The sequence below is a fragment of the Pedobacter jamesrossensis genome, from assembly GCF_042650905.1.
In the GTDB taxonomy this organism is placed as follows: Bacteria; Bacteroidota; Bacteroidia; order Sphingobacteriales; family Sphingobacteriaceae; genus Pedobacter; species Pedobacter jamesrossensis.
Map to the genome: position 1 here is coordinate 102,158 of NZ_JBHSBY010000143.1, position 20,998 is coordinate 123,155.

Here is a 20,998-nt window from a genome sequence, read left to right on the forward strand (position 1 = left end):
TGTTCAGTTGAAGGGATTTTTAATTGGCGTACTAAAAAAGAAGTCTGAAATACACTACTATTAATTCACGCTCTTGTATTGTTCTTTTGAAACTGGTATAATTTTTTTACTCAATTTAGTTTTGTAAGTCTTATTTAATTTTTCCCAATTATGCGGTCTAACATAATTTAACCATGAGTTTTGTTCTTTAAATCGGCAATTATCATCCCATCCTGCACCTATATAATAATAAAATGATTGATTAGGTTTCACTTTAATCAATATATACTCATCATTTCCACTTTTTTTGTAACCTACAAATTGTTTCGGATTTACTATTACAGCAGTCCCTAAACTTCCTTTGTTAGAATCAATTTTTTCGTAAACACTCAACACGCCCGACAAAGAATCCTGATACAAAATAGGTTTACCAAAAGTTGTAAGTCCAATTCCAATAATTAAATCTTCCTTATTTTGACTATTGACTGTACTAGATATCTGAAAAAAATTAGTTCCATTAATCATTTTAATATTTTTTTGTTCCGACACTTTTTTTCCATCGACATCCCATTCATCAAAAACTAAAGCAAACTCAATTTCTTGTTTTTCGTTTTTAATAATTTGATGGTTTGCATAAGTTTGGGAAGGGTATGGTTTATCGTCTTTCCAAATGGCACTACCTCCTACTCCACGTAAAAAACCCATATTATAAAAATCAGCTCCTTCACCTCTATCCACATGATAATCCTCTCCCCTTGAGTTTAACCTGTACCACTTATCAATAATAGAATAATCTACTTTTTTAGTCCAAACATCAATACCACTGCCTACTTGATCTCTTACTGGAGGGCCATAATATCTAAAAGAGATCCGATCATTTTCCCATGCAATATCCTGACGGCGTTCAGGAACGTATTTTACATACGTTTTAATCTCTTGTTTTACAGTATCTAATTTTGCCAATGCTCCTTGTTCTTCATTTAAAGTAACATCTCTTATCCCCATTTTTATGGCTTGCGCATAGGCTAAAACTATTGACCCAAATGCATGAGGATCATTATAAACCCAAACATGATTTTTATAATCTTCTTTTGTACCATTTCGAGGTGCTAGACAGCTAAAACAAGCATGACTTACTGATCCTTCTTTGGTAATATATGCTGCCAGAGCAGTTAAACCTTTAATAAAATTAGCTTCATACTTTTTGTTTAGTAAACCTTCATCAAGCATTATCCCTAATCCATAAAGTAATAACCCGCTACCCGATGTTTCTATAAATGAGGATTTGTCTGTCATTTCCTGATGCCAAAGTCCTGCTTTATTTTGATGACGAATTATCGCCTGAAAGAATTCTTTCGCAAGTATTTCTACTTCATTGCGCTTAGGATGATTTTTGGGCAATTCTCTTACCAATGTTGCTATGGCCAAAGCTCCCCAACCATTTCCCCTGCTCCAATTATCTTCTGAAATTATGCCAGCACCATTAAATCCACGAGCTTGGTGCAATAATTTTGTTTTACTATCGTGAAGTATTCTAAAAAGCTCTAAAGTTTCAGCAACTGCTAAATCAACATATTCATTTTTATTTTCACGTAGGCCAACATATAACATGTAAGGAGTTACAGCAAAAGCCATATCAATAAAAACCTGTTCGTTTTGATCGGATGCCCAGTTAGCTGTAAGAATACCTTCCTTGGCTCTCTTTTGGTTATTAAACATTTGAGATGCAGCCTTAACAACCTGATCATTTAACTTGGTGGTTGATTTGTGATAATTTAAAAAAGCAGCACCATTGCCACCTGCTTTATAGCTGATAAAACTTCCCTTTCCATCAATTTGACTAGTGCCAAATTTTTGATAAATGGCTTCTATTTCTCTGAGCATTTTTTTATCAGTATTTACCAATGCTAATTCTGCCATTCCCTGCAACAACAAACTACCTTGATAGCCTTCTAAATTAACTTCTTTGAGGCCTTTATTTAAAACTGTTTGAGCGATATCTACAGTTTTTATATTTTGCTGAGCGTAGGATTCATAATTCAAAAAACACAAAATGACTACTAAAAACCAATTATTTTTGAGCATATTTATTTACATTAAATGCAATATTTACTAAATTTTCAATGGCTAATCTTATTAATTAGAAATTCCTACTCTCTAGATATTTCTCTAGATCAGCTCTAGATATCGGTAATTTACCTTTATAATTAGTAGACAAATTTTTAAAATCTTTTTTTTATTTCATCTGTCCATTTACTATCAATCTCTCTGGCGGTATATTTCCCTCTTCAATTCTTTGTTGTCCAAAAACATCAAACAATGCCGTTACTTCTCCAGTTAAAACGATATGTTCAACCAAGTTTGCGGGAATAAAAAGCACTCCATCTTGTTTAGCTAAAACAGCATCACCAGGCTGCACAACTGCACTTCGATACGAATAGGTGCATTAATAGAAGTGAGCATAGTCTGGCGCATATATGATGGATGAGAACCTTTAATCCAACCATTAAAACCTTTAATTTTTCTCAAATCTTCCATATCACGAACGTTTCCATAAAAAACGCCCCCCCTTTGAGTTCTCGAAAATAAGCCATTCCTAGATTAAAACCTGTAATGGCACCATAAGTAGGCTATTGTAACCATCTGCTACATAAAATATCTATCGCTATTAATGTGTTGATTGCCCGTGATGTTGTCGCTAAAAGGTATGCTCTGTCTTCAATTTTCCCTTGTGCTCGAACTTGTTGATCTAGATCAGGACGAGTAGGCATAAATTGAGCAGTGACAGATCTACCTGTCATGACGAAATCTTCATTTTCGTTAATTAATTTCCAATCTCCTTCAAATTAATTAGGATAGCCTTTTTTATCAATTCTGCTCAAGCCGCTTCCAGCGTAATCTTCTTTTAATCCATCAGAAACTTTAGGCCTTCAATCTCCAAATCTCTCACCTGTAAACTCGGATGTTAAAGTCTTGATATATTCGGGTGATGAACCCACATTTTGAGCTTCTGCTGTGAAAAGATAATGAGAATGATGCATATGAAAAAGATTTTTAATTTCATAAATTTCAGTTAGTTCTAAAAATATCCTCCATTTTCTGTAATCTCATGAATAGTTTTTCCTTCATGTACCCATCCAAAAATTTTCTTTTCGTTTTCGATAATTTCTTCAGCTCTGATTAAAACTTCGAAAGCAATTTCTCTAGGCACCACCAAAACGCCATCAATATCGCCCATTATTACATCGCCAGGTTTAATGGTAACATCTGAAATTTGTAAAGTAGTTTGATAATGCGTAATCAAACATCTGCCCAAACTTCCGTTAGAAATTCTATACTTGTAAAATACCGGGAAGTCTGCATCTAAAATTTGGTGCGTATCTCTAATTCCACCATCAATACAAGCTGCTTTGACTTTTTTACCCTTGGCTGTTGCTGTCATTACTCCGCCCCATAAAGTTGCTTTTGCATCATTTGTAGTATCCCAAATTACAAAGCTATCTTCATGCATGGCATCCAACATTTGTGTACGAAATTCCATTTCGCCTCTTACAATTGCATTTGGTGCACTTTTTACAGTAAATGCTATTCCTGCTATGGTTCTATACTCTCTTAAAGGTATAATATGACCTGGCAAAGCCTGATTTAACAAACAAAATTCTCTTAAAACATCATTAATTGCTCCAGTGTATATTTTTTCGAACCTACTTAATAGTTCTTTTACAGGTATAGGAAACTCTATTTCTGATTTTCCTTCGCGAAATTCGATGAGTTTATCTAAGTTCATCATTCCTACTTCTTTTTTATATTGATCTATGCTCATAATTTTAATTTTCCTTTATCGCTAGTGCTTCCATGATTCCTTTCATATAACCAATACCAAATAGATTGCCCTTCATTTCATATCCGTGTTGTTGGTTTGTTTCGCCAGCCATGGTAGGCACATGGTCTGAACGAACTGGCCCATCAAAGTTGATGCCTTTGTAAGCCTTAAACATTTCTACCATATCTGTTGGTCCGTTGTCGTGAAATGTTTCCCGAAAATCTTCCGCGTTTCCTTCTACATCTCTAATGTGTACAAAAAATATCTTGCCTTGCTCACCAAATTCGGTTATCAATTGTTTTACGTCCTCACCCATTGTGGTATAAGTGCCTTGGCAAAAAGTCACTCCATGCGATGGGCTGTCAACTAAACTAAGTGCTTTTCTAGTTGCTTCGGCATTGATAAAAATTCTTCCGATACCTAGTAAAATTGGTACTGGTGGATCATCTGGATGCAAGGCCATTTTAACACCCGCTTTCTCTGCGGCTGGCAATACCTGCTCCAAAAAATACGCATAGTTTTTCCATATTTTTTCAGCACTTATATGTCCATATTTAGTGAGTGGCAATTGTTCCGCATCTTTCATACTAAATCCAGAAACCAATGCTCCCGCCCTTTCTTGTACATTCTTAGCTGTCCTGAACCAACCTGTAGCCATAAAATTATAGCATAAAAGTTTAATGCCTAGTTTACCCATATTCAGCAGCATTTGCCTATACTTTTCTAAATCTTGCTCTCTACCTTCTAAACCTAATTTGATTCGGTCCATATCAAATTGATCACCTTCAAAACCTATTACTTCAAAACCATTCTCTTGATAAGTTTTTACAGATTTTTCTAAAGATTTAAAATCCCAAGGGGGAAGTTCGCCGGTTAATTCTGGAGCCAATTTTACGATAGCTTTTGTAATTCCCATTTGACGAGCCAAAACCCATTTTTCATCTGGTTTGTTACCAAAAAAGAGGAAGCTTAGTTTCATTTAATTGTCGCGTAATATTAAAAGGGTGATTTTAATTCTGTTTTTTTCTTCCCGATTACAAACCACATCACAACCGCTAATATCAGGCATAAAATACCAGCAATAAATGAAGAATTACCACTTGCATTACCCATTGAAGGGATGCTCATAGCCATAAACAATAACCCTACAACTAGTAAAGCAATGGCGTATAAACGGTTCATCGACCTTTGAAAATCCCAGTTTTCAATTGGTTTTTCATCTTCTCTTAACGGAGTTTTTATTCTCTTAAAAAATGCTGCAACTCGATTATTATATTCTTGATTTGAACTTCTTCTTATCCCTGAAATGAGAAATATAGCAACGCAAACTACAATTTCAATTAGTGTTCCCATTTCCCAACTTACAGTTTTTGTAGAGTTTAATACCAAGCCCACAATTATACCTACCCCAACTGTGGCCAAGGCACCAGTAGGATTTGGACGCTTAAGAATGACACCTAAAATCAACGGGATTGTCATCGGTAAAGCGAACAAGCCTGTAAACAATTTATTAGCTTCAAATGCACCTCCAAAACCACCTACATATAATGCCCCGACGGTAATCAAAGCACCCAAAAATAGGGTCATCATTCTGCCAACCCAAAGTAATTCTTGGTCTGATGCATTTGATTTAAATACACGCTGGTAAATATCTTTAGTTAACACGCCTGCTGTTACATTATATTCTCCACTTAACACACTCATGGTAGCAGCAAACATCGCAGCTACCATCAAACCCATAATTCCCTCTGGCAAAAGCTTTAGGCAAATACTTACATAAGCCATTTCCGGATTGGCGAGATCTGGTATAATCTGGCGGGCTACAATTGATGGAAAAAGAAATATAAAGGGAAATATAAGGAAGAAAGCTGCACTTAGCAAAGCCTGTTTTTTTCCTGCTGTCTCATCTCTGACACTATAAAAACGTTGTATAAATGTCCAGTTACCACTATATTTAATTAATATCATGAGGTAGTAAACCATAACATATAATGGCATACCCTTTGGCCCTTTAAACCAGTGAAACTGATCTGGGATAGTGGCCATAATGTTACTAATACCACCGCCAGCTTTTATAGTCAATGGTAACAAAATAAGCGTTGCAACAATTAGGATAACAAATTGTACCACATCTGTAATAACTACCGCCCACAAGCCGCCAGCAATGGTGTATAGCGCAACTATAATACCGCAAGTTAGTATTGAGGCTTCTAAACTTATACCAGTTGCTGCGTTAACAAAAAGTGCGAGCGCATAAAGCCTTACCATATTGTCTAGAATTTTAAACCCAACGCCCGACCAAGAAAAGACTTGTCTCACGGCAGGACTAAACCTAGTTTCCAAATATTCCATTGGGGTGATGATGCCTGCTCGTCGCCATTTTTTCGCAAAAATAAACGCACCAAATAATGCAGGAACTACCGTACTCCAGATTAAAGTAATGGCAACCATACCATCGGTATAGGCAATACCAGCGTACGCTACAAAAATGAATGTGCTAAACTTGGTCATGAAATTACTGATGGCTCCAGAAATCCACGGAATAGAGTTACCTCCCTTAAAATAATCTCCTATATTTTTAACGAATTTACCCAAAAACAAACCTATGCCCGCCATTAAAAGCATATAGATAGCAATGGCAAAATAATCAAGTTGTTTGAGGCTCTCCATTAATTAAGGTTCTGTTGGTTAGAATTATTGTTAAAATCGATCGATGATTTGTCACAGCAAATATAAAAGACGGTAAGGCCTTTAGCTATAATTTTTTTTGCACTGACTAATACAATTTTTGCATGATATTATGATAAACTTTGCAAAAAGCTAAAAAAAAGACAAGCTTAGTTTAACCAAACTCGTTCATGATTTTTAATTACTATTTCTTGAAAGGATTTTTCGAACGTATTGCTTCAATACAAGCTGTAAAATTTAAAAGATGCATTCGTTCATATTAAGATTTCAATTCACTCTTAAATTGATTCTTCTTGTAGATTAAAATACCATGTTATCAAACATTTGGTCATGTAATAACAAAAATTCAATCAACACAGTATATGCATTTGCAAATTAAAGAGAAGTAAAATGGATTTCTTAAAGTTAATTTTGATTAGCCAAATCAAAAACTAATCAAGCAATTAATTTTATTCTCCAGTAACAACTTATCAATTATGGTAATAATTAGCAATTGAACACATAAATCTTCCAATAACTCATACAATCTACTACATAAATATTCTTTCTTATGAAAAAACTAATCATCCTTTTTTTATTGTGTTCATTCAGTAAGCTATATGCTCAAATATCGCTATCAGGAAAATGGAGCTACTCATTTATTGATGATGACCACTATGCACAACCTTTATTTGATGATTCAAAATGGAATACCAAAGAAGGAAATGCATTAAAATGGACTAATGATTTACCAAAAACAAGCAATATTATTTGGATTAGAAAGAAGATTTTAATTCCATCTACATTAAAAAAAGAATTAGAAAAAACTGGGGCATTAATGCTTTATTTAGGCAGAATTAAGCAAGAAGATAAATTTTACTTTAATGGATATGTAGCTGGCGAAACCAACTCTGGAGATATTAAAAGAGCGTATATTTTAAAACCTGAACAAATTTTATGGGATAAAGAAAATATTATAGCAGTTCGCATTAGCCACTGGGGCGGCAGTTCATCCGTAGAAAGTACTCCTTCTATAGAATCAGCCAAACTTGAAAATATCTTATTGTTGAAAACTTCAGCCTATGGTGTAACTAACAAAGACCAGGTCAAAAATAAAAAAGCTACGTATCGTTTATCAATAAAAAATTTTTCAGACAAAACTTTAAGTGCAGATTTAACTTCTAGTTTTTATGATTTAAATCAAAAGAAATTAGCTTCTTTTGCCAAAAAAATAAGCGTCAAACCTGGCGATAATATCAACTCTTTTCCTTATCAATCTCCATCAAATTTTATTAAAATCCAATATAACTTAACGGTTTCGCAGTATAATTTTAAAACCCATTGGAATGACGAGTATGGCTATGAAAATATCAACTACCAATCGGCTATGCCGGCTGTAGCTGATAAAGTGAAAGAAATATTTAGTCCAGCTCAATTAGGCCAACAAAATATTCAAGGTTGGTTAGGCGAAAGACTAAAAGCGAATAAAGAACAACGGTTATATAAAGTAGATGAGGCTGGCATATTGGCAGGCTTTATTAATAAGCCAGGTGTTCATCCATGGATTGGCGAACATGTGGGCAAATTTTTAGAAGCTGCTTGTAACGCTTACGATAACACTAAAGATCCTGCATTAAAAATACAGCTAGATAGAACAGCACAACAATTAATTTCAGCGCAACTAAATGATGGTTACTTAGGCACATATGAAAAAGATAGCCAGTGGACAAGTTGGGATGTGTGGTCGCACAAATATGATTTAGTCGGCTTGTTAAGTTATTATCAGCTTACCGGTTACAAACCAGCATTGCTAGCATCAGCTAAAATTGGCGATTTGCTTTCGAAAAGATTTGGTGATCAAGCAGGTCAGTTAGATATCATTAAATCTGGAGCTCATGTGGGCATGGCCGCAACTAGTATTGTAGACCCAATGACAGATTTATACCGATACACAGGTAAAAAAGAATTTTTAGACTTTTGCTACTATATCACAAGGAGTTATGACACTAAAAACGGACCCAGAATTATTGAGACATTAAATACAGTTGGACGAGTAGATAAAACCGCTAATGCAAAAGCTTATGAAATGATGTCAAATCTAGTTGGCTTGGTTAAGCTGTACAGAGTTACTGCTGATAATCAATTTTTAAAACCAATTTTAACAGCTTGGAAAGATATTACAGAAAAGCGCTTATACATTACTGGCACAACAAGTTCTTTTGAGCATTTTCATGATGATTATCTGTTACCAGCCAGCAGCAAAGATAATATGGGCGAGGGTTGCGTAACTACAACTTGGGTTCAGTTAAATTTTCAATTATTGAGCATCTTTGGAGAGACTAAATATATAGATGAATTAGAAAGAGCAGTTTACAATCATTTAACGGGTGCTGAAAACCCCCAAACCGGCTGTGTAAGTTATTATACTCCTTTGATGGGTGCTAAACCTTATGGTTGCAGCATCACATGCTGCATGTCGAGCATTCCTAGAGGGATTGCCATGATCCCACTTTTCACCAATGGGAAATTGAATGGACATCCAGTTTTTTATTTTTATCAGCCAGGGGTTTACAAAACTGTATTAGGGGGTAAAACGGCGGTAGAATTTGCTACTAAAACAACTTTCCCAGAAAACGGCAATGTGAGTATTACAGTAAATCCTACATCAAAACAAATTTTTGAAGTTTTACTCCGTAAACCTTATTGGGCTGCAGCATTTAGAATTGCTGTAAACGGAAAAGTACAAAACACCACAAGCAATGATATGATTTCTTTAAACCGAGAATGGACAAAAGGTGATAAAATTGAGCTCAGTTTTGAGCTACCAATTAAAGTTTTAATTGGAGGTATTAGCTATCCTAATTCTATTGCTTATCAACGTGGCCCGCAAGTTTTAGCTTTTGATAGATACTTAAATCAAAATATAACGGAAGACTTCACTGTTGGAGACGAAAATGGAGCGTTAATACAAATGCCCACTGAAACCTTACCTAAAAATTGGGTAGGGACTCAAGCTTACCAAGTTAAAGCAAGTGTAAATGGAAAAGCTGAAAATATCATATTGGTTCCTTATGCAGATGCTAGTCAAACAGGTGGAGAAGTAAGTACTTGGATAAAATCAATCAAATAACAGATTTATTAGTAAAATTCGTGTTGAAATTTCACTAATAATTATCTTTTTATTATGGCAAACCAAGGGTTAGAAAAATACCATTTATTCCTTTTTTTTTATAGAAATTCATTTGATAGTTTTAATACCAATATTAATTATCTATCCTTTTTTTCCGCCAACACGATAATAACAAAATCTTTAGCCCTATTAACATTTACATGGTTAGTATTGATTTCATTAAAAATCATAAATTTTTTATGAAACTAAAATTAGGAAAGGAGATATACATCCAGAGATTAAAAATATTAAGCATTAAAAAAGTGCAATGGTGATCAACATAGTATCTGCATTGGCAAATTAAGTAGAAGTTAACCAGGTTTCTAAAAGCTATTTTTGGTTAAATCAAAATATCGAAACCAAATAAGTATGAAAAAATTTAATGTAGCTAACCTCACATACCTGATGGCAATTGTTTTTTTGTTAGGCTGCAAACAAGATGCAATTGAACAAATTAAGCCTGAATTTAAAAAATTAAGTGTTAACGCTCAGCTTAATGAGAATCAGCCTATTTATTATGTTGCACTTTCCACACAAGGCGGAAACAACTCAAGCACCAATCCTACAAACATAAATACACCTTGGGCAACCATACAGCATGCATTAAACAATGCTCCGGCTGGCTCAATTATAGAAATTAAAGGGGGGAGATACTTTGAAAAAGTCACACTTAATCGCAGGTTAAATGGCACAGCTGAAGCACCAACTATTGTTAGAAACAGACAGGGAGAAACCGTAACCCTAGATGGTAGTAATATTGGAGCAGATTATGGTGCGATTTTTAAAATTGGTGGTGATGCAACGGAGGCTATGAAATGTCGTTATATTCAGATCGACGGAATTAAAGTTGAAAATGCTTATTGGTTTGGATTCAGCGGCGAATATTGTGAAAATCTCAAAATAGAAAACTGTTCATCTTATAAATCTCGCTATTCCGGTATTTATGTAGTTAGAAGTTCAGCTATAGAAATTATTAGCAATAATGTTAGGAGAGCTTGTACTTATCCTTTTAGAGTCGGAAATAACGTAGGCACCCAAGAATGTATCACAATTGCAGGTGTGAATAATTTTAAAATATCCAAAAACGAGGTTTGGGATACCGTTATAGAGGGCGAAGGTGGTGAAGGAATTGATGCCAAGGGTGCTTGTTATAATGGAGAAATTTACGAAAACTACATCCATGATCTATACCGAAATGCAATTTACGTTGATGCTGGCAGTGGCACCTCTTATAACATAAGAGTATATCGTAACAAAATTTACAATTGCCAATCTGCCGGATTAACAGTCGGTGCAGAATTAGGAGGCTTTGCTAGAGAAATTTATTTTTTTAATAATGTTGTAAAAGATTGTCAGAGATCTGGATTTGAATTCATAAATATCCAAGGCCAATCTGCCAGATACGGAAATATTTATATTGTAAACAATACATTCTACAATAATGCAAAAGTTGGTTTTACTGGGGAAGTAGCTAATTTTAGTCCGAATACTGCAGACTTTAATATTACGATAAAGAATAACATTTTTTATAACAAATCTTCAAATTCATCTAGATATTCGATATTTCACAATCAAGCATCAAAACATAATATTAGCAATAACCTATTTTTTGATTTTAAAGTAAGCAACAATGGCGCAAATAGCTATACTCAAACAATGGTAAGCAACTCTGCTTCACTACAAATAGATCCGCAATTTATAAATGCTGCCAATGCAGATTTTCATCTCAAATCAACATCGCCAGTAATTAACAAAGGGGTATTAATCTATACACCAATTTCACCATTTCCGCTGATGTTTACCTCAGATTTTGATTACAGAAATAAAGGCGGAATCTGGGACATAGGTGCTTTTGAATTTTAAAGTTTTTAGAAAAAATTAATTAAAATTGTCTCCATTACACTTTAGAAATCACCAACAAATGGATAGAAGAAAATTCATAAGAATATCAGCATTATCTACCGCTACAACTTTTGTTGTGAACGAAGTATTTTCTAAAGTATTAATTGAGAATTTGGACGGAGAAAACTCCTCAAAAAAACCAAGAAATATCTTATTAAGGTCTGGCTGGCAATCAGAAAATATTGGAGACATTGCTCATACCCCAGCAATGATGGCTTTGATACAAAAGTATATCCCGAGTGCCACGGTTACCTTTTGGCCTTGGTACAATTATCTGCCAACCGATGAAGTTGAGATGATTAAAAAGCGTTTTCCCAACGTTAAAATAGTAGAGGGAACATATGATAAAGATGGAAAGGCATCTAGTTCAGAGCTTCAAGAAGCAATAAATACTACAGATTTTTTATTGCATAATTCTGGCCCTGGCACCATTGCATGGGAAAATTTGGATACTTTTAAAAAAATGACAGGCAAGCCTTTTGGTGTTTTTGGTGTAACCTATGGATTATGGGGCACACCAGAAACAACAACTTTAAGTAAGGCCGAATTTGTATATCTAAGAGATTCTGTTTCGCTGCAAAAAGTTGTAGCAGCGGGGGTAAAATCTCCCATTATTAAATTTGTTCCAGATGCAGTTTTTTCGATAGATGTTACTGATGACGTAAAAGCAAATCAATTTTTAGAGGATAATAATTTGGAAGAAGGTAAGTTTTTATGCTGTATACCACACCACAGATATACTCCTGTTTGGTTGCACAAGCATAAGAACAAACCATTTGATGCACAAAAAAATACCCGAAATGAACAGATGAAGGAAAATGATCATCACCCTTTGAGAGAAGCAATTACTGCTGTTATCCGAAATACCGAACATAAAATTTTGATTTGTAATGAGGATGAAACAGAACAAATTATCGGTAAAGAATGGCTTTTTGATTTATTGCCAGAAGATGTAAAACCTAGAGTGGTTTTTCTTAACAGGCATTGGCTTACCGATGAAGCCATAAGTGTGTATAAAAAATCTGCAGGTTTATTTGGTAATGAGATGCACAGTCCTATCATGTGTATTGCATTCGGTATTCCAGCTATTGTTTGTCGTTGGGAAGAACAGAGTAGCAAAGGTATTATGTGGCAAGATATTGGTTTGGGTGAATGGCTTTTTGATTTCGATAAAACTGAAGATGTTAATCGTTTTGTTCCAACAGTTTTAACCATGGCGAGTCAACCAAAGCAAGCCCAGGCTAAAGCAAAAACAGCAATGAAATTGACAAAACTCCTGCATAAGAAAGCAATGAAAGAATTTGAGTTGATAAGCAGACCATTAGATGCGATTTAATTGGTGACGATAATTTTAAAAACGCTTTGTATCCGCAATCTTCTTTTAAGACAATCCAACTGTATTTTTTCCAGAAAGCCCATCTAACAAAACCAAAGAAACAAGATTGAAAAGAATACAACAAGCATCTGCTCTGGCAGATAAAAACTTAAAAATAGCAGGTCTATGATAATCATCAATTATCTATGAAATTTTAAATGAATTGGATTATAACGATAACCCATCATAAAAAATGCTCAATCCATAAACTCAATCCTTTAGAAAAATTTAAATCTAAAATCAAACATCTAATAATTATTCAGGAATTGTGTTTGTCAATATGGTATGTATTTCTGCAAAATGAAGTGTAATGTCCATCTCTTGATTTTATTATTTTTGATAAAACTAAACCTCAGTTGAACCACCAATTGATTTCTTCATTCAAGATGAGCCAGAAATATTCCTGTTGGGTTGCGAATTCAAACTCAAAATACAAGTAATAAATAAACTTAAATGAAAAAGATTTACCCCGTAATTTTTGTTCTTCTATATTTGTTTTCGATTTACGGCTGCAAAAAAGACGATAGCACTATAATTGAACCACCTGTTGTAACATCTCCTGTTGTCGCAAATCCATCTGCCTATTCACGAACTTTTTATGTAGCAGTCAATGGCAACGATAACAATACCCTTACTCAAGCAAAAAACCCTACAACACCATGGAAAACAATTCAAAAAGCGGCAAATTCCATTACAGGCGGTGATACTGTAATGATTTCTGGGGGGATCTACATTGAGAAAGTTGTATTAAACTCCACTGTTAGTGGTACACTAGCAAAACCTACTCTTTTCAGAAATAAGCCAGGGGAGGCCGTAATAATCGATGGCCAAAATTCAGGTAATCGCTTTGAAAGTTTATTTCGTTTAAACACAGTTGATCATGTTACTATAAAAGGATTAAAATCTCAAAATGCATCATGGTATGGATTCAGTGCAATTACTTCAAACAACATTACTTATGACAGCTGCTACACTGAAAATACTGGCGCATCAGGTATTCATATTGCACAGTCTACTTATGTGAATATTTTAAGAAACAACATTAAGAAGGCTTGTCAGGTGCAAACACGTGACGCTGTCGGAAACGGTACACAAGAGTGCATCACACTTGGCAGAACGAGCAATTTTAAGGTAAGCCTTAATGAAATTTATGATGTTGCTTTAGTTGGAGAAGGTGGTGAAGGTATTGACCCGAAGGGCAGCTGTTTTGATGGAGAAATTTCTAACAATTATTGTCATGACCTTGCTAGAGTTGGCATTTACATGGATGCCTCCTCGGGAAGTTTTGGAGATACAAGAAACATAAGGGTTTTTAACAACAGGGTTTTCAGGTGTGGTGGCGGCATATCAGTTGCCGGTGAACTTGGTGGCCATATTAGAGAAATTTATATTTACAACAATGTGCTTTTTAACAATACCAATTCCGGTGTTCTCTTTCAAAGCATTGGTAATGGTAGATATAGCGATATCTATATCATTAACAACACATTAATAAATAATGGCTCAGCAGGTTTTGCAGGAGACATTTCCAATTTTAGCCAAAATGCACTCAACGCAAATATTCAGATTAAGAACAATATTTTCTATAATAAAACCAGCAATTATAGATTTTCAATTTTCCATAACATTGCTGCTCCACATGTAATCAGCAGCAACCTTTACTTTGATTTTAAACCGGGATTTGCAGGTGGCGTAAATAATTTTTCAACCAGCAATCTCACCACTGTAGATCTTCAAGCAGATCCACTATTTAATGATTTTACAAATAACAATTTCACTCTAAAATCAACTTCACCAGCTATTAATAAAGGTGTTGTAGTTACTCTTCCTTCTTCTTCAATACCGCTTTTTACAACCGATTTTAACGGTAAATCTAAAGGAACAAATAATTGGGATATGGGCGCCTTCGAATTTTAATTGATAATGCTTATCTATCGATAATAATAGCCTTCCAGGCTATATTGCTTGCTTAATTAAATTTATATGTTTAGCAGCTTATCTTTTCTATTCTTATCTAACTGCTGTTGAAACTGGGAAGGTGTTATACCAAATTCCTTTTTAAAAATATTAGAAAAATAAGATTGTGATAAAATACCCACTCTATAAATAACCTCAGAGATCAATACATCCTCATTTGTCATAATCTCCATCGCCTTTTTTAGCCGAAAGCTTCTGATGAATTCAATCATACTTTGCCCTGTTACACCTTTTATTTTTTTTGATAGAGGTGTTTTACTAGTGCCAAGTTTTTTAATAATATAATCTATATTTAATTCCGGATCTTCTAATTTCTCTTCAATTATACTTATTAATTGATTAAGAAAAGCTTTGTCTTTACTAGAATGAACCAAATCATGTGCTTGTACCTGGTAATCTTTTAAATACCGTTCTTTGAGCTTATACCTTTGCTTAAATAGGTTTTTTATAGTCAGCAATAATAAGTCGGCACTAACTGGCTTTGAGAAATAATAATCTGCTCCGGATTCTAATCCTTCAATGCTTGATTCAAGACCGTATTTTGCAGTTAATAGAATAAATGGAATGTGGCTAGTCTCAAAATCATCCTTAATTATTTTGCAAAACTCAACCCCATCCATAATCGGCATCATTAGATCGCTAATAATGAGCGAAAGCGAGTGATTTTTGACAATCTCAGTTCCCTCAGCTCCATTTTTTGCCTCATAAATTGTATAATATGATTCTAAAACTTCTTTAAGGTATAATCTTAACTCAACGTTATCTTCTACAATAAGGATAGTTTCTTTTCTTTTCAATGGTTTGTTTGCAGTTGTGTTATTTGGAATTCCAGGTTCATTTATAACTGAAAAATCATTTAAAATAATGCTTTCTAATCTTGCTCCGTTAGCATATGCTTGTTTATCTTCTAATTCTTGCAAGCTAAAATCTTCTTTAGCACACGGCATAGAAATGATAATCTGTGTACCCTTTTTATGCTCACTATACACCCTAATGCTTCCTTTGTGTAAAAATGTTAAGCTTTTAACAAAAGCTAAACCAATTCCAGTACCAGCTAAGTGATCTGAAAACCTGTAATAAGGTTCAAACATATGTTGTAAATTGTTCTTCGAAATACCTACACCTGTATCGCTTATGGATAAATGTAGATATGATTTACCTTTGTAATCATTTAAAATCTCTAAATATCCTTCCTTGTAATCTGGTTTAAATGTTTCTAAAGATTCTAATATAGTCACCCGAATTGAACCATCTTTGGGTGTAAATTTAAAAGCATTATTTAACAGATTTAATACAATTTTTTCTACCACTTGCCTATCAAAATAAACATTACCCAAATTTGGCTTACTAATTTTAAAGTCAATATCATTCATTATCGCTAATTCTTCGAAGTCTTCATTAATCTCTTCCAGAAACAAGCCGAAATTAGCCTGCATAATTTTCAGTTTTAGTACATTAGTTTCTGCTTTTCTAAAGTCCATTAATTCACTTATCAAGTTTAAAAGACGATATGCATTTCGGTTTATAGTTTGATAGTGCCTTGTAAAAATTGAACCGATATCCTGTTTAAGTATTTGCTCTAACGTTCCAAGAATTAAAGAAAGGGGCGTTCTAAACTCATGAGAAATATTGATAAAAAACTGAAGTTGTAACTGTTGCAGTTCAACTCGTTTTTGGTTATGGAACAATTCTAATTCTTTCTTCCTTCGATAATATAAAATAGAGAAAATTACAGCAAGCGTTAATAAGATTACTATTGTTTTAAACCACCAAGTCATCCAAAAAGCTGGTTCAATAACAATGATGATTGAAGTTGGCATCGAATTCCAAAAACCATCAACTGTTCTAGCCTTCACGTAAAACTTGTATCTTCCCGGATCAAGATTAGTATAAATTGCTTTCCGCTGACTTCCTACATTGTTCCAATTTTTATCAAAACCTTCTAAAAAATATGCATATTGAGTGCTTGATGCAGTTGCATAATTTAAAGCAGCATAATCTAATGAAAAAACAGATTGATCATAATCTAGCACAATCTCTTTCGCGTAGGTAATATTTCGCTTTAGTATTTTACTTTTAGGGTTAGCCTCAATACTTTTATTAAAAATCTGTAAATCAGTAATATAAACTGGGTAGCTAAAATCTTTTGTTTTTGATTTACCTGCATAAAGTACATTGAAGCCTTGAGTACCACCAAAAATCAAATCTCCCGATTTTGTTTTTAGGCTCGAATTTAAGTTAAACTCTAAACCTTGCAGTCCATTTTCTTTTTTGTAGCTTTTAAAAAACTTTGTATCCGGATTGTATTGAAATAATCCACTTAAGGTACTAATCCATAAATTCCCACTATTATCTTCTTCAATACTGTGAATTTTTAAATGATCAATTACAGTGCTGGTTTTAAACTGGATAAATTTATTTTCTTTTTGCTCACAAAGATAAAGTCCCGTTTTCCCTCCCCACAATCTATTTTTACTGTCATTAAATAATGTATGTATATCGTAAACTGGCAAAATATTAAAATCAGACCGGTCAGCTTCTAAATAACTTATCCCACTATCTTCCGCACCAAACCATAAATTACGTTCTTTATCTTCATAAGTTGTCAATATCATTTTTGCTGTAAATGATGTTTTACCATCTGCCGAGGCAGTAATCCTTTTAAAAGTTCCATTTTCAGGATCAAATAAATTTAAACCTCCTCCGTATGTAGCTATCCATATTAAACCATTTTCATCTGGATGGATGCTCATTATTTTGTTGGCATCTAAATTTTTTGAATTAGATTGACAGACGGAATACCTAATGAACTTCCCGGTAGAAATGTCAAATTGATTTAATCCACCACCCCACGTCCCAATCCAAATCCTACCTTTTTTATCTCTTGAAATCGATATCACATAATCCGAGCTTATACTGGAATTAACATCTGGATTATGACGGAAATGCTCGAATTTGTCAGCCTTTCTATTCCATAGATTAAGTCCACCGCCATCAGTTCCAATTAATATTTCACCACTAGGAAGTTCATAAAAAGCCTTAACATCTTTGTATGATAATGCACCTTCCCAAGTTTCAGAGATGTAAGTTTTAAATATTGATGAATTTGGCGAGTAAATATTCAACCCACCTTTTTGTGCGGCTACCCAAATATTGTCTTGTCTATCTTCATAAACATAAATTACTGTTTTTTGAGAAAGGGATGAAGATTTGCGTAAATCATTTTGGTAACGAATAAAACTTTCGGTTTTAGGTTGCCATAAATTTAAGCCTCCGTTTTCTATTCCTATCCAAACATTACCTTTATGATCGCATAAAACACTTAGAACATCATCACCTGATAAACTTATTGGGCTTTTGTTTAGCTTAAAATTCTTTAAAGTGTTTAGTTTTGGATTAAAAACAAAAACACCTTTTCCGTATGTTGCTATCCAAATATTTCCTTGCAGATCCTTACAGATTTGGACAATCTTGGTTCCATTTAATCGATTAAGCTGATCATTTTTTTTTCCAAAAGAAATATACTTATTCAATTTGGTATCAAAAAGTTCTAGGCCCGATCGTTCGGTTCCTATCATTAACAAATCAGGACTGTAAGAATAAAAACAAATAATCGCAGTAGCTACATTTTTTTTTGTTGACTGAAATCTGTTTTTATTAATAAAAAATTGCCCATTGGTTGGATTAAATTTCACCAAACCTGTTGCAGTTCCTAACAAAATATTGCCTGAATTGTCTTCTTGTAAATCATTAATGAAATCTGCACTTGAATTGCCAAATATCTTTGAATTAGTAAAAGTTTTAAATTGATCTTTATCTGGCTGATACAAACTCAGTCCATTAGCTGTCGCTATCCACAATCTTTTTTTCTTGTCTTCAAAAAATTTATTAATGGTATTACTGTTCAAACTTTTTGACTTATCTTTTCCTTTCAGATAATCGTAAAAACGGTATCCGTCATACCTATTTAAACCACTGGAGGTTCCAAACCACATAAAACCTCTCGTATCTTGAAAAATAGTTCTAGTAGTATTATTGATCAAACCTTGCTCCCGTCCTATATGAGTAAAACTTATCTCAGTATATTGAGCTAAGCATTGCTGAAAACCAACAAAAGAGATTAAGGCTAGAAAAGATAACTTAATTAAAAGTTTTGAAAAATTTTTACAGTCCACTTTTAAAGGTTTCTCATTCATGTTTCTTTGGTCAGATATCAAAAAATTGATAGTGGTCTTCTTTTCATTAAAGATAAAGTTATTACGTGCTTAAACAAAGAAATCCTATTAACAAATAGCTCAACTACCAAATTTAAAACCGGTATATCAAATCAATTTATTGAATTTAATTACTTAAAACACATTACACCCAAGCTAAGTATTTGTGATTAAAATGCCGTAATTAAAGCTATTTAAGTATAATTAAGCAACATTTAAGAACAAATAAGCTAATTGGTTTCTAATCGAAAACAGACCTTTATTTAACTAACCAAAACATAAATCCTTTGTAATGAAACCAAAATTCTTAGCTAACAATATTCAATCTTTTGAAAGATCCATTTCGTGTGAACTATCTGCAAAACCTCACAATTTTGATCACTCGCACTATCACAATGATTATGAAATTATATTTTCATTAGAGAATAAGGGGAAAAGATATTTAGGTGATAGCGTTGAGGACATTAAGACTAAAGATCTCATTTTAGTTGGCCCAAATCTACCCCATTATTGGGAAACAGAAGATAAGTATGTTGCAGGTTTGGCTAATAAACCAAAAGCTCTGAGCATTAAATTTGAAAATGACTTTTTAGGAAAAGATTTTTTTGATTTGCCCGAAATGTCCAACGTTAAAAATTTATTAAAAAACTCCTCGAGAGGAATATCAGTTAAAGCACACATAGCCAATAGATTAGAAGATAAATTATTAAATATTGTTCAAAACCAAGGCTGGAGCCAAATTACAAACTTAATCGATGTACTTTGTATCATCTCAGACAGCGATTATGATATGCTATCTTCAGAACACTATTTTAGATCTTTTGAACAATCGGATTCGAGAGACAAAATAACCATTATACAAAAATTTTTGAATCAAAATTACGACAACAATATTTTACTTGATGATATTGCCGGTTATGCATGCATGAACAAAAGTGCACTTTGTAGATTTTACAAGAATGCTACCAAAAAAACAATTTCAGAGAGTTTGAATGAAATTAGGATTGGTATTGCTGGTAAAAAATTATTAGAAACATCTCTAAGCGTTGCAGAAATAGGTTATGCTTGTGGTTATGAAAACATATCTTATTTCAATAGAAGATTTAGGAGCTTAAAAAATATCAGTCCAACAGAATACCGCTTGAAGTATGCAAACTTAAGAAAAACAAATTAAAGCCTGAGTTTTGGCTCAATGCAAACAGCAATAAAACCGTTACAAACTATCAAAAAACATGATATAGCAGTTGGTAGCAACATTGGTCTTAAGCTAGATAAAACCTTCTAATGACCGAGAAATCTGGAACATTTCTTCGCCACCAAGATAGGTATATAGTAAGTTTTGAAAGTACTCAGGGGGATACCAACACTTATCTTTCTAGAATTTTTATTCCAACCAGCTTACTAACTCTTTATCCGCTCTATCTGCCATTTGAGATTTCAACACGGGATAAAAAACATCTATACCACACTCCTAGAATTGTGGTATAGATGCTAGACGAATAAACCACTATCGATCGATACTTTTTACCTTTTTTTTTCAGAGCGTCCTAATATTTATCGGCTTACAGATATTTTAAAACTGGTACAACGGGGGTCAAATTAATTGGTTTATCCATTTAACTCTGAATCTTCATTATTTCCATAACAATATGGACAAACCAATTCAATTCATCCCTTCCCTCAAATCACGAACATTGGGGAACCAATAATTTACAAAAAATTTATTTCTTGTTGAACAGGGGCAATCCATGCTGGTTTATCTACCTGAACACAGCATTATTTGTATAGATTTTTCACCTACGACTCTGTTCCTCAATTTCACTATTTCAAACCATAACACGGATAGAAACCCAATCAAGGAACTGATTAAAAGATCACCATAGCGAAGTGGC

The 20,998-nt window shown here is 33.7% G+C and carries 11 protein-coding genes; 5 read left to right on the forward strand and 6 right to left on the reverse strand.

Annotated elements, in window-relative coordinates; genetic code table 11:
• Positions 1-60: 60 nt before the first annotated feature.
• The 5 genes from ACFOUY_RS19195 to ACFOUY_RS19215 form a co-directional block, all read right to left on the reverse strand.
• A complete protein-coding gene (locus tag ACFOUY_RS19195) occupies positions 61-2,064 on the reverse strand; it encodes a DUF4861 family protein (RefSeq protein ID WP_378962887.1) in 2,004 nt (667 codons plus the stop codon).
• Positions 2,065-2,215: 151 nt separating this feature from the next.
• A complete protein-coding gene (locus tag ACFOUY_RS19200) occupies positions 2,216-2,398 on the reverse strand; it encodes an RraA family protein (protein ID WP_378962888.1) in 183 nt (60 codons plus the stop codon).
• A 660-nt stretch (positions 2,399-3,058) separates the two neighbouring features.
• A complete protein-coding gene (locus ACFOUY_RS19205) occupies positions 3,059-3,802 on the reverse strand; it encodes an RraA family protein (RefSeq protein ID WP_378962889.1) in 744 nt (247 codons plus the stop codon).
• Between the two features lie 4 nt (positions 3,803-3,806).
• Positions 3,807-4,781, reverse strand: a complete 975-nt coding sequence (locus ACFOUY_RS19210) for a mannonate dehydratase (RefSeq protein WP_378962890.1) — start codon at positions 4,779-4,781, stop codon at positions 3,807-3,809.
• A gap of 17 nt (positions 4,782-4,798) precedes the next feature.
• Positions 4,799-6,472 carry a sodium:solute symporter family transporter gene (locus ACFOUY_RS19215; protein WP_378962891.1) on the reverse strand — a complete coding sequence of 558 codons (1,674 nt, stop codon included), beginning with the start codon at positions 6,470-6,472 and terminating at the stop codon, positions 4,799-4,801.
• A gap of 568 nt (positions 6,473-7,040) precedes the next feature.
• Here ACFOUY_RS19215 and ACFOUY_RS19220 point away from each other — a divergent pair.
• From ACFOUY_RS19220 to ACFOUY_RS19235, 4 genes are all read left to right on the forward strand, one after another.
• The gene (locus ACFOUY_RS19220; protein ID WP_378962892.1) at positions 7,041-9,599 is read left to right on the forward strand and encodes a beta-L-arabinofuranosidase domain-containing protein; all 2,559 of its coding nucleotides are present in this window, start codon (positions 7,041-7,043) and stop codon (positions 9,597-9,599) included.
• A gap of 408 nt (positions 9,600-10,007) precedes the next feature.
• Positions 10,008-11,501 carry a right-handed parallel beta-helix repeat-containing protein gene (locus tag ACFOUY_RS19225; protein ID WP_378962893.1) on the forward strand — a complete coding sequence of 498 codons (1,494 nt, stop codon included), beginning with the start codon at positions 10,008-10,010 and terminating at the stop codon, positions 11,499-11,501.
• Positions 11,502-11,559: 58 nt separating this feature from the next.
• The gene (locus tag ACFOUY_RS19230; RefSeq protein ID WP_378962894.1) at positions 11,560-12,876 is read left to right on the forward strand and encodes a polysaccharide pyruvyl transferase family protein; all 1,317 of its coding nucleotides are present in this window, start codon (positions 11,560-11,562) and stop codon (positions 12,874-12,876) included.
• Between the two features lie 492 nt (positions 12,877-13,368).
• The gene (locus tag ACFOUY_RS19235) at positions 13,369-14,832 is read left to right on the forward strand and encodes a right-handed parallel beta-helix repeat-containing protein (RefSeq protein ID WP_378962895.1); all 1,464 of its coding nucleotides are present in this window, start codon (positions 13,369-13,371) and stop codon (positions 14,830-14,832) included.
• A 62-nt stretch (positions 14,833-14,894) separates the two neighbouring features.
• Here the strand turns inward: ACFOUY_RS19235 and ACFOUY_RS19240 are convergent, their stop codons facing one another.
• Positions 14,895-19,088: a two-component regulator propeller domain-containing protein gene (locus ACFOUY_RS19240; RefSeq protein ID WP_378962896.1), complete on the reverse strand. Its 4,194-nt coding sequence runs from the start codon at positions 19,086-19,088 to the stop codon at positions 14,895-14,897.
• A 310-nt stretch (positions 19,089-19,398) separates the two neighbouring features.
• Here ACFOUY_RS19240 and ACFOUY_RS19245 point away from each other — a divergent pair, with 310 nt between their 5' ends.
• The gene (locus ACFOUY_RS19245) at positions 19,399-20,280 is read left to right on the forward strand and encodes an AraC family transcriptional regulator (protein ID WP_378962897.1); all 882 of its coding nucleotides are present in this window, start codon (positions 19,399-19,401) and stop codon (positions 20,278-20,280) included.
• The last annotated feature ends 718 nt before the right edge of the window (positions 20,281-20,998 follow it).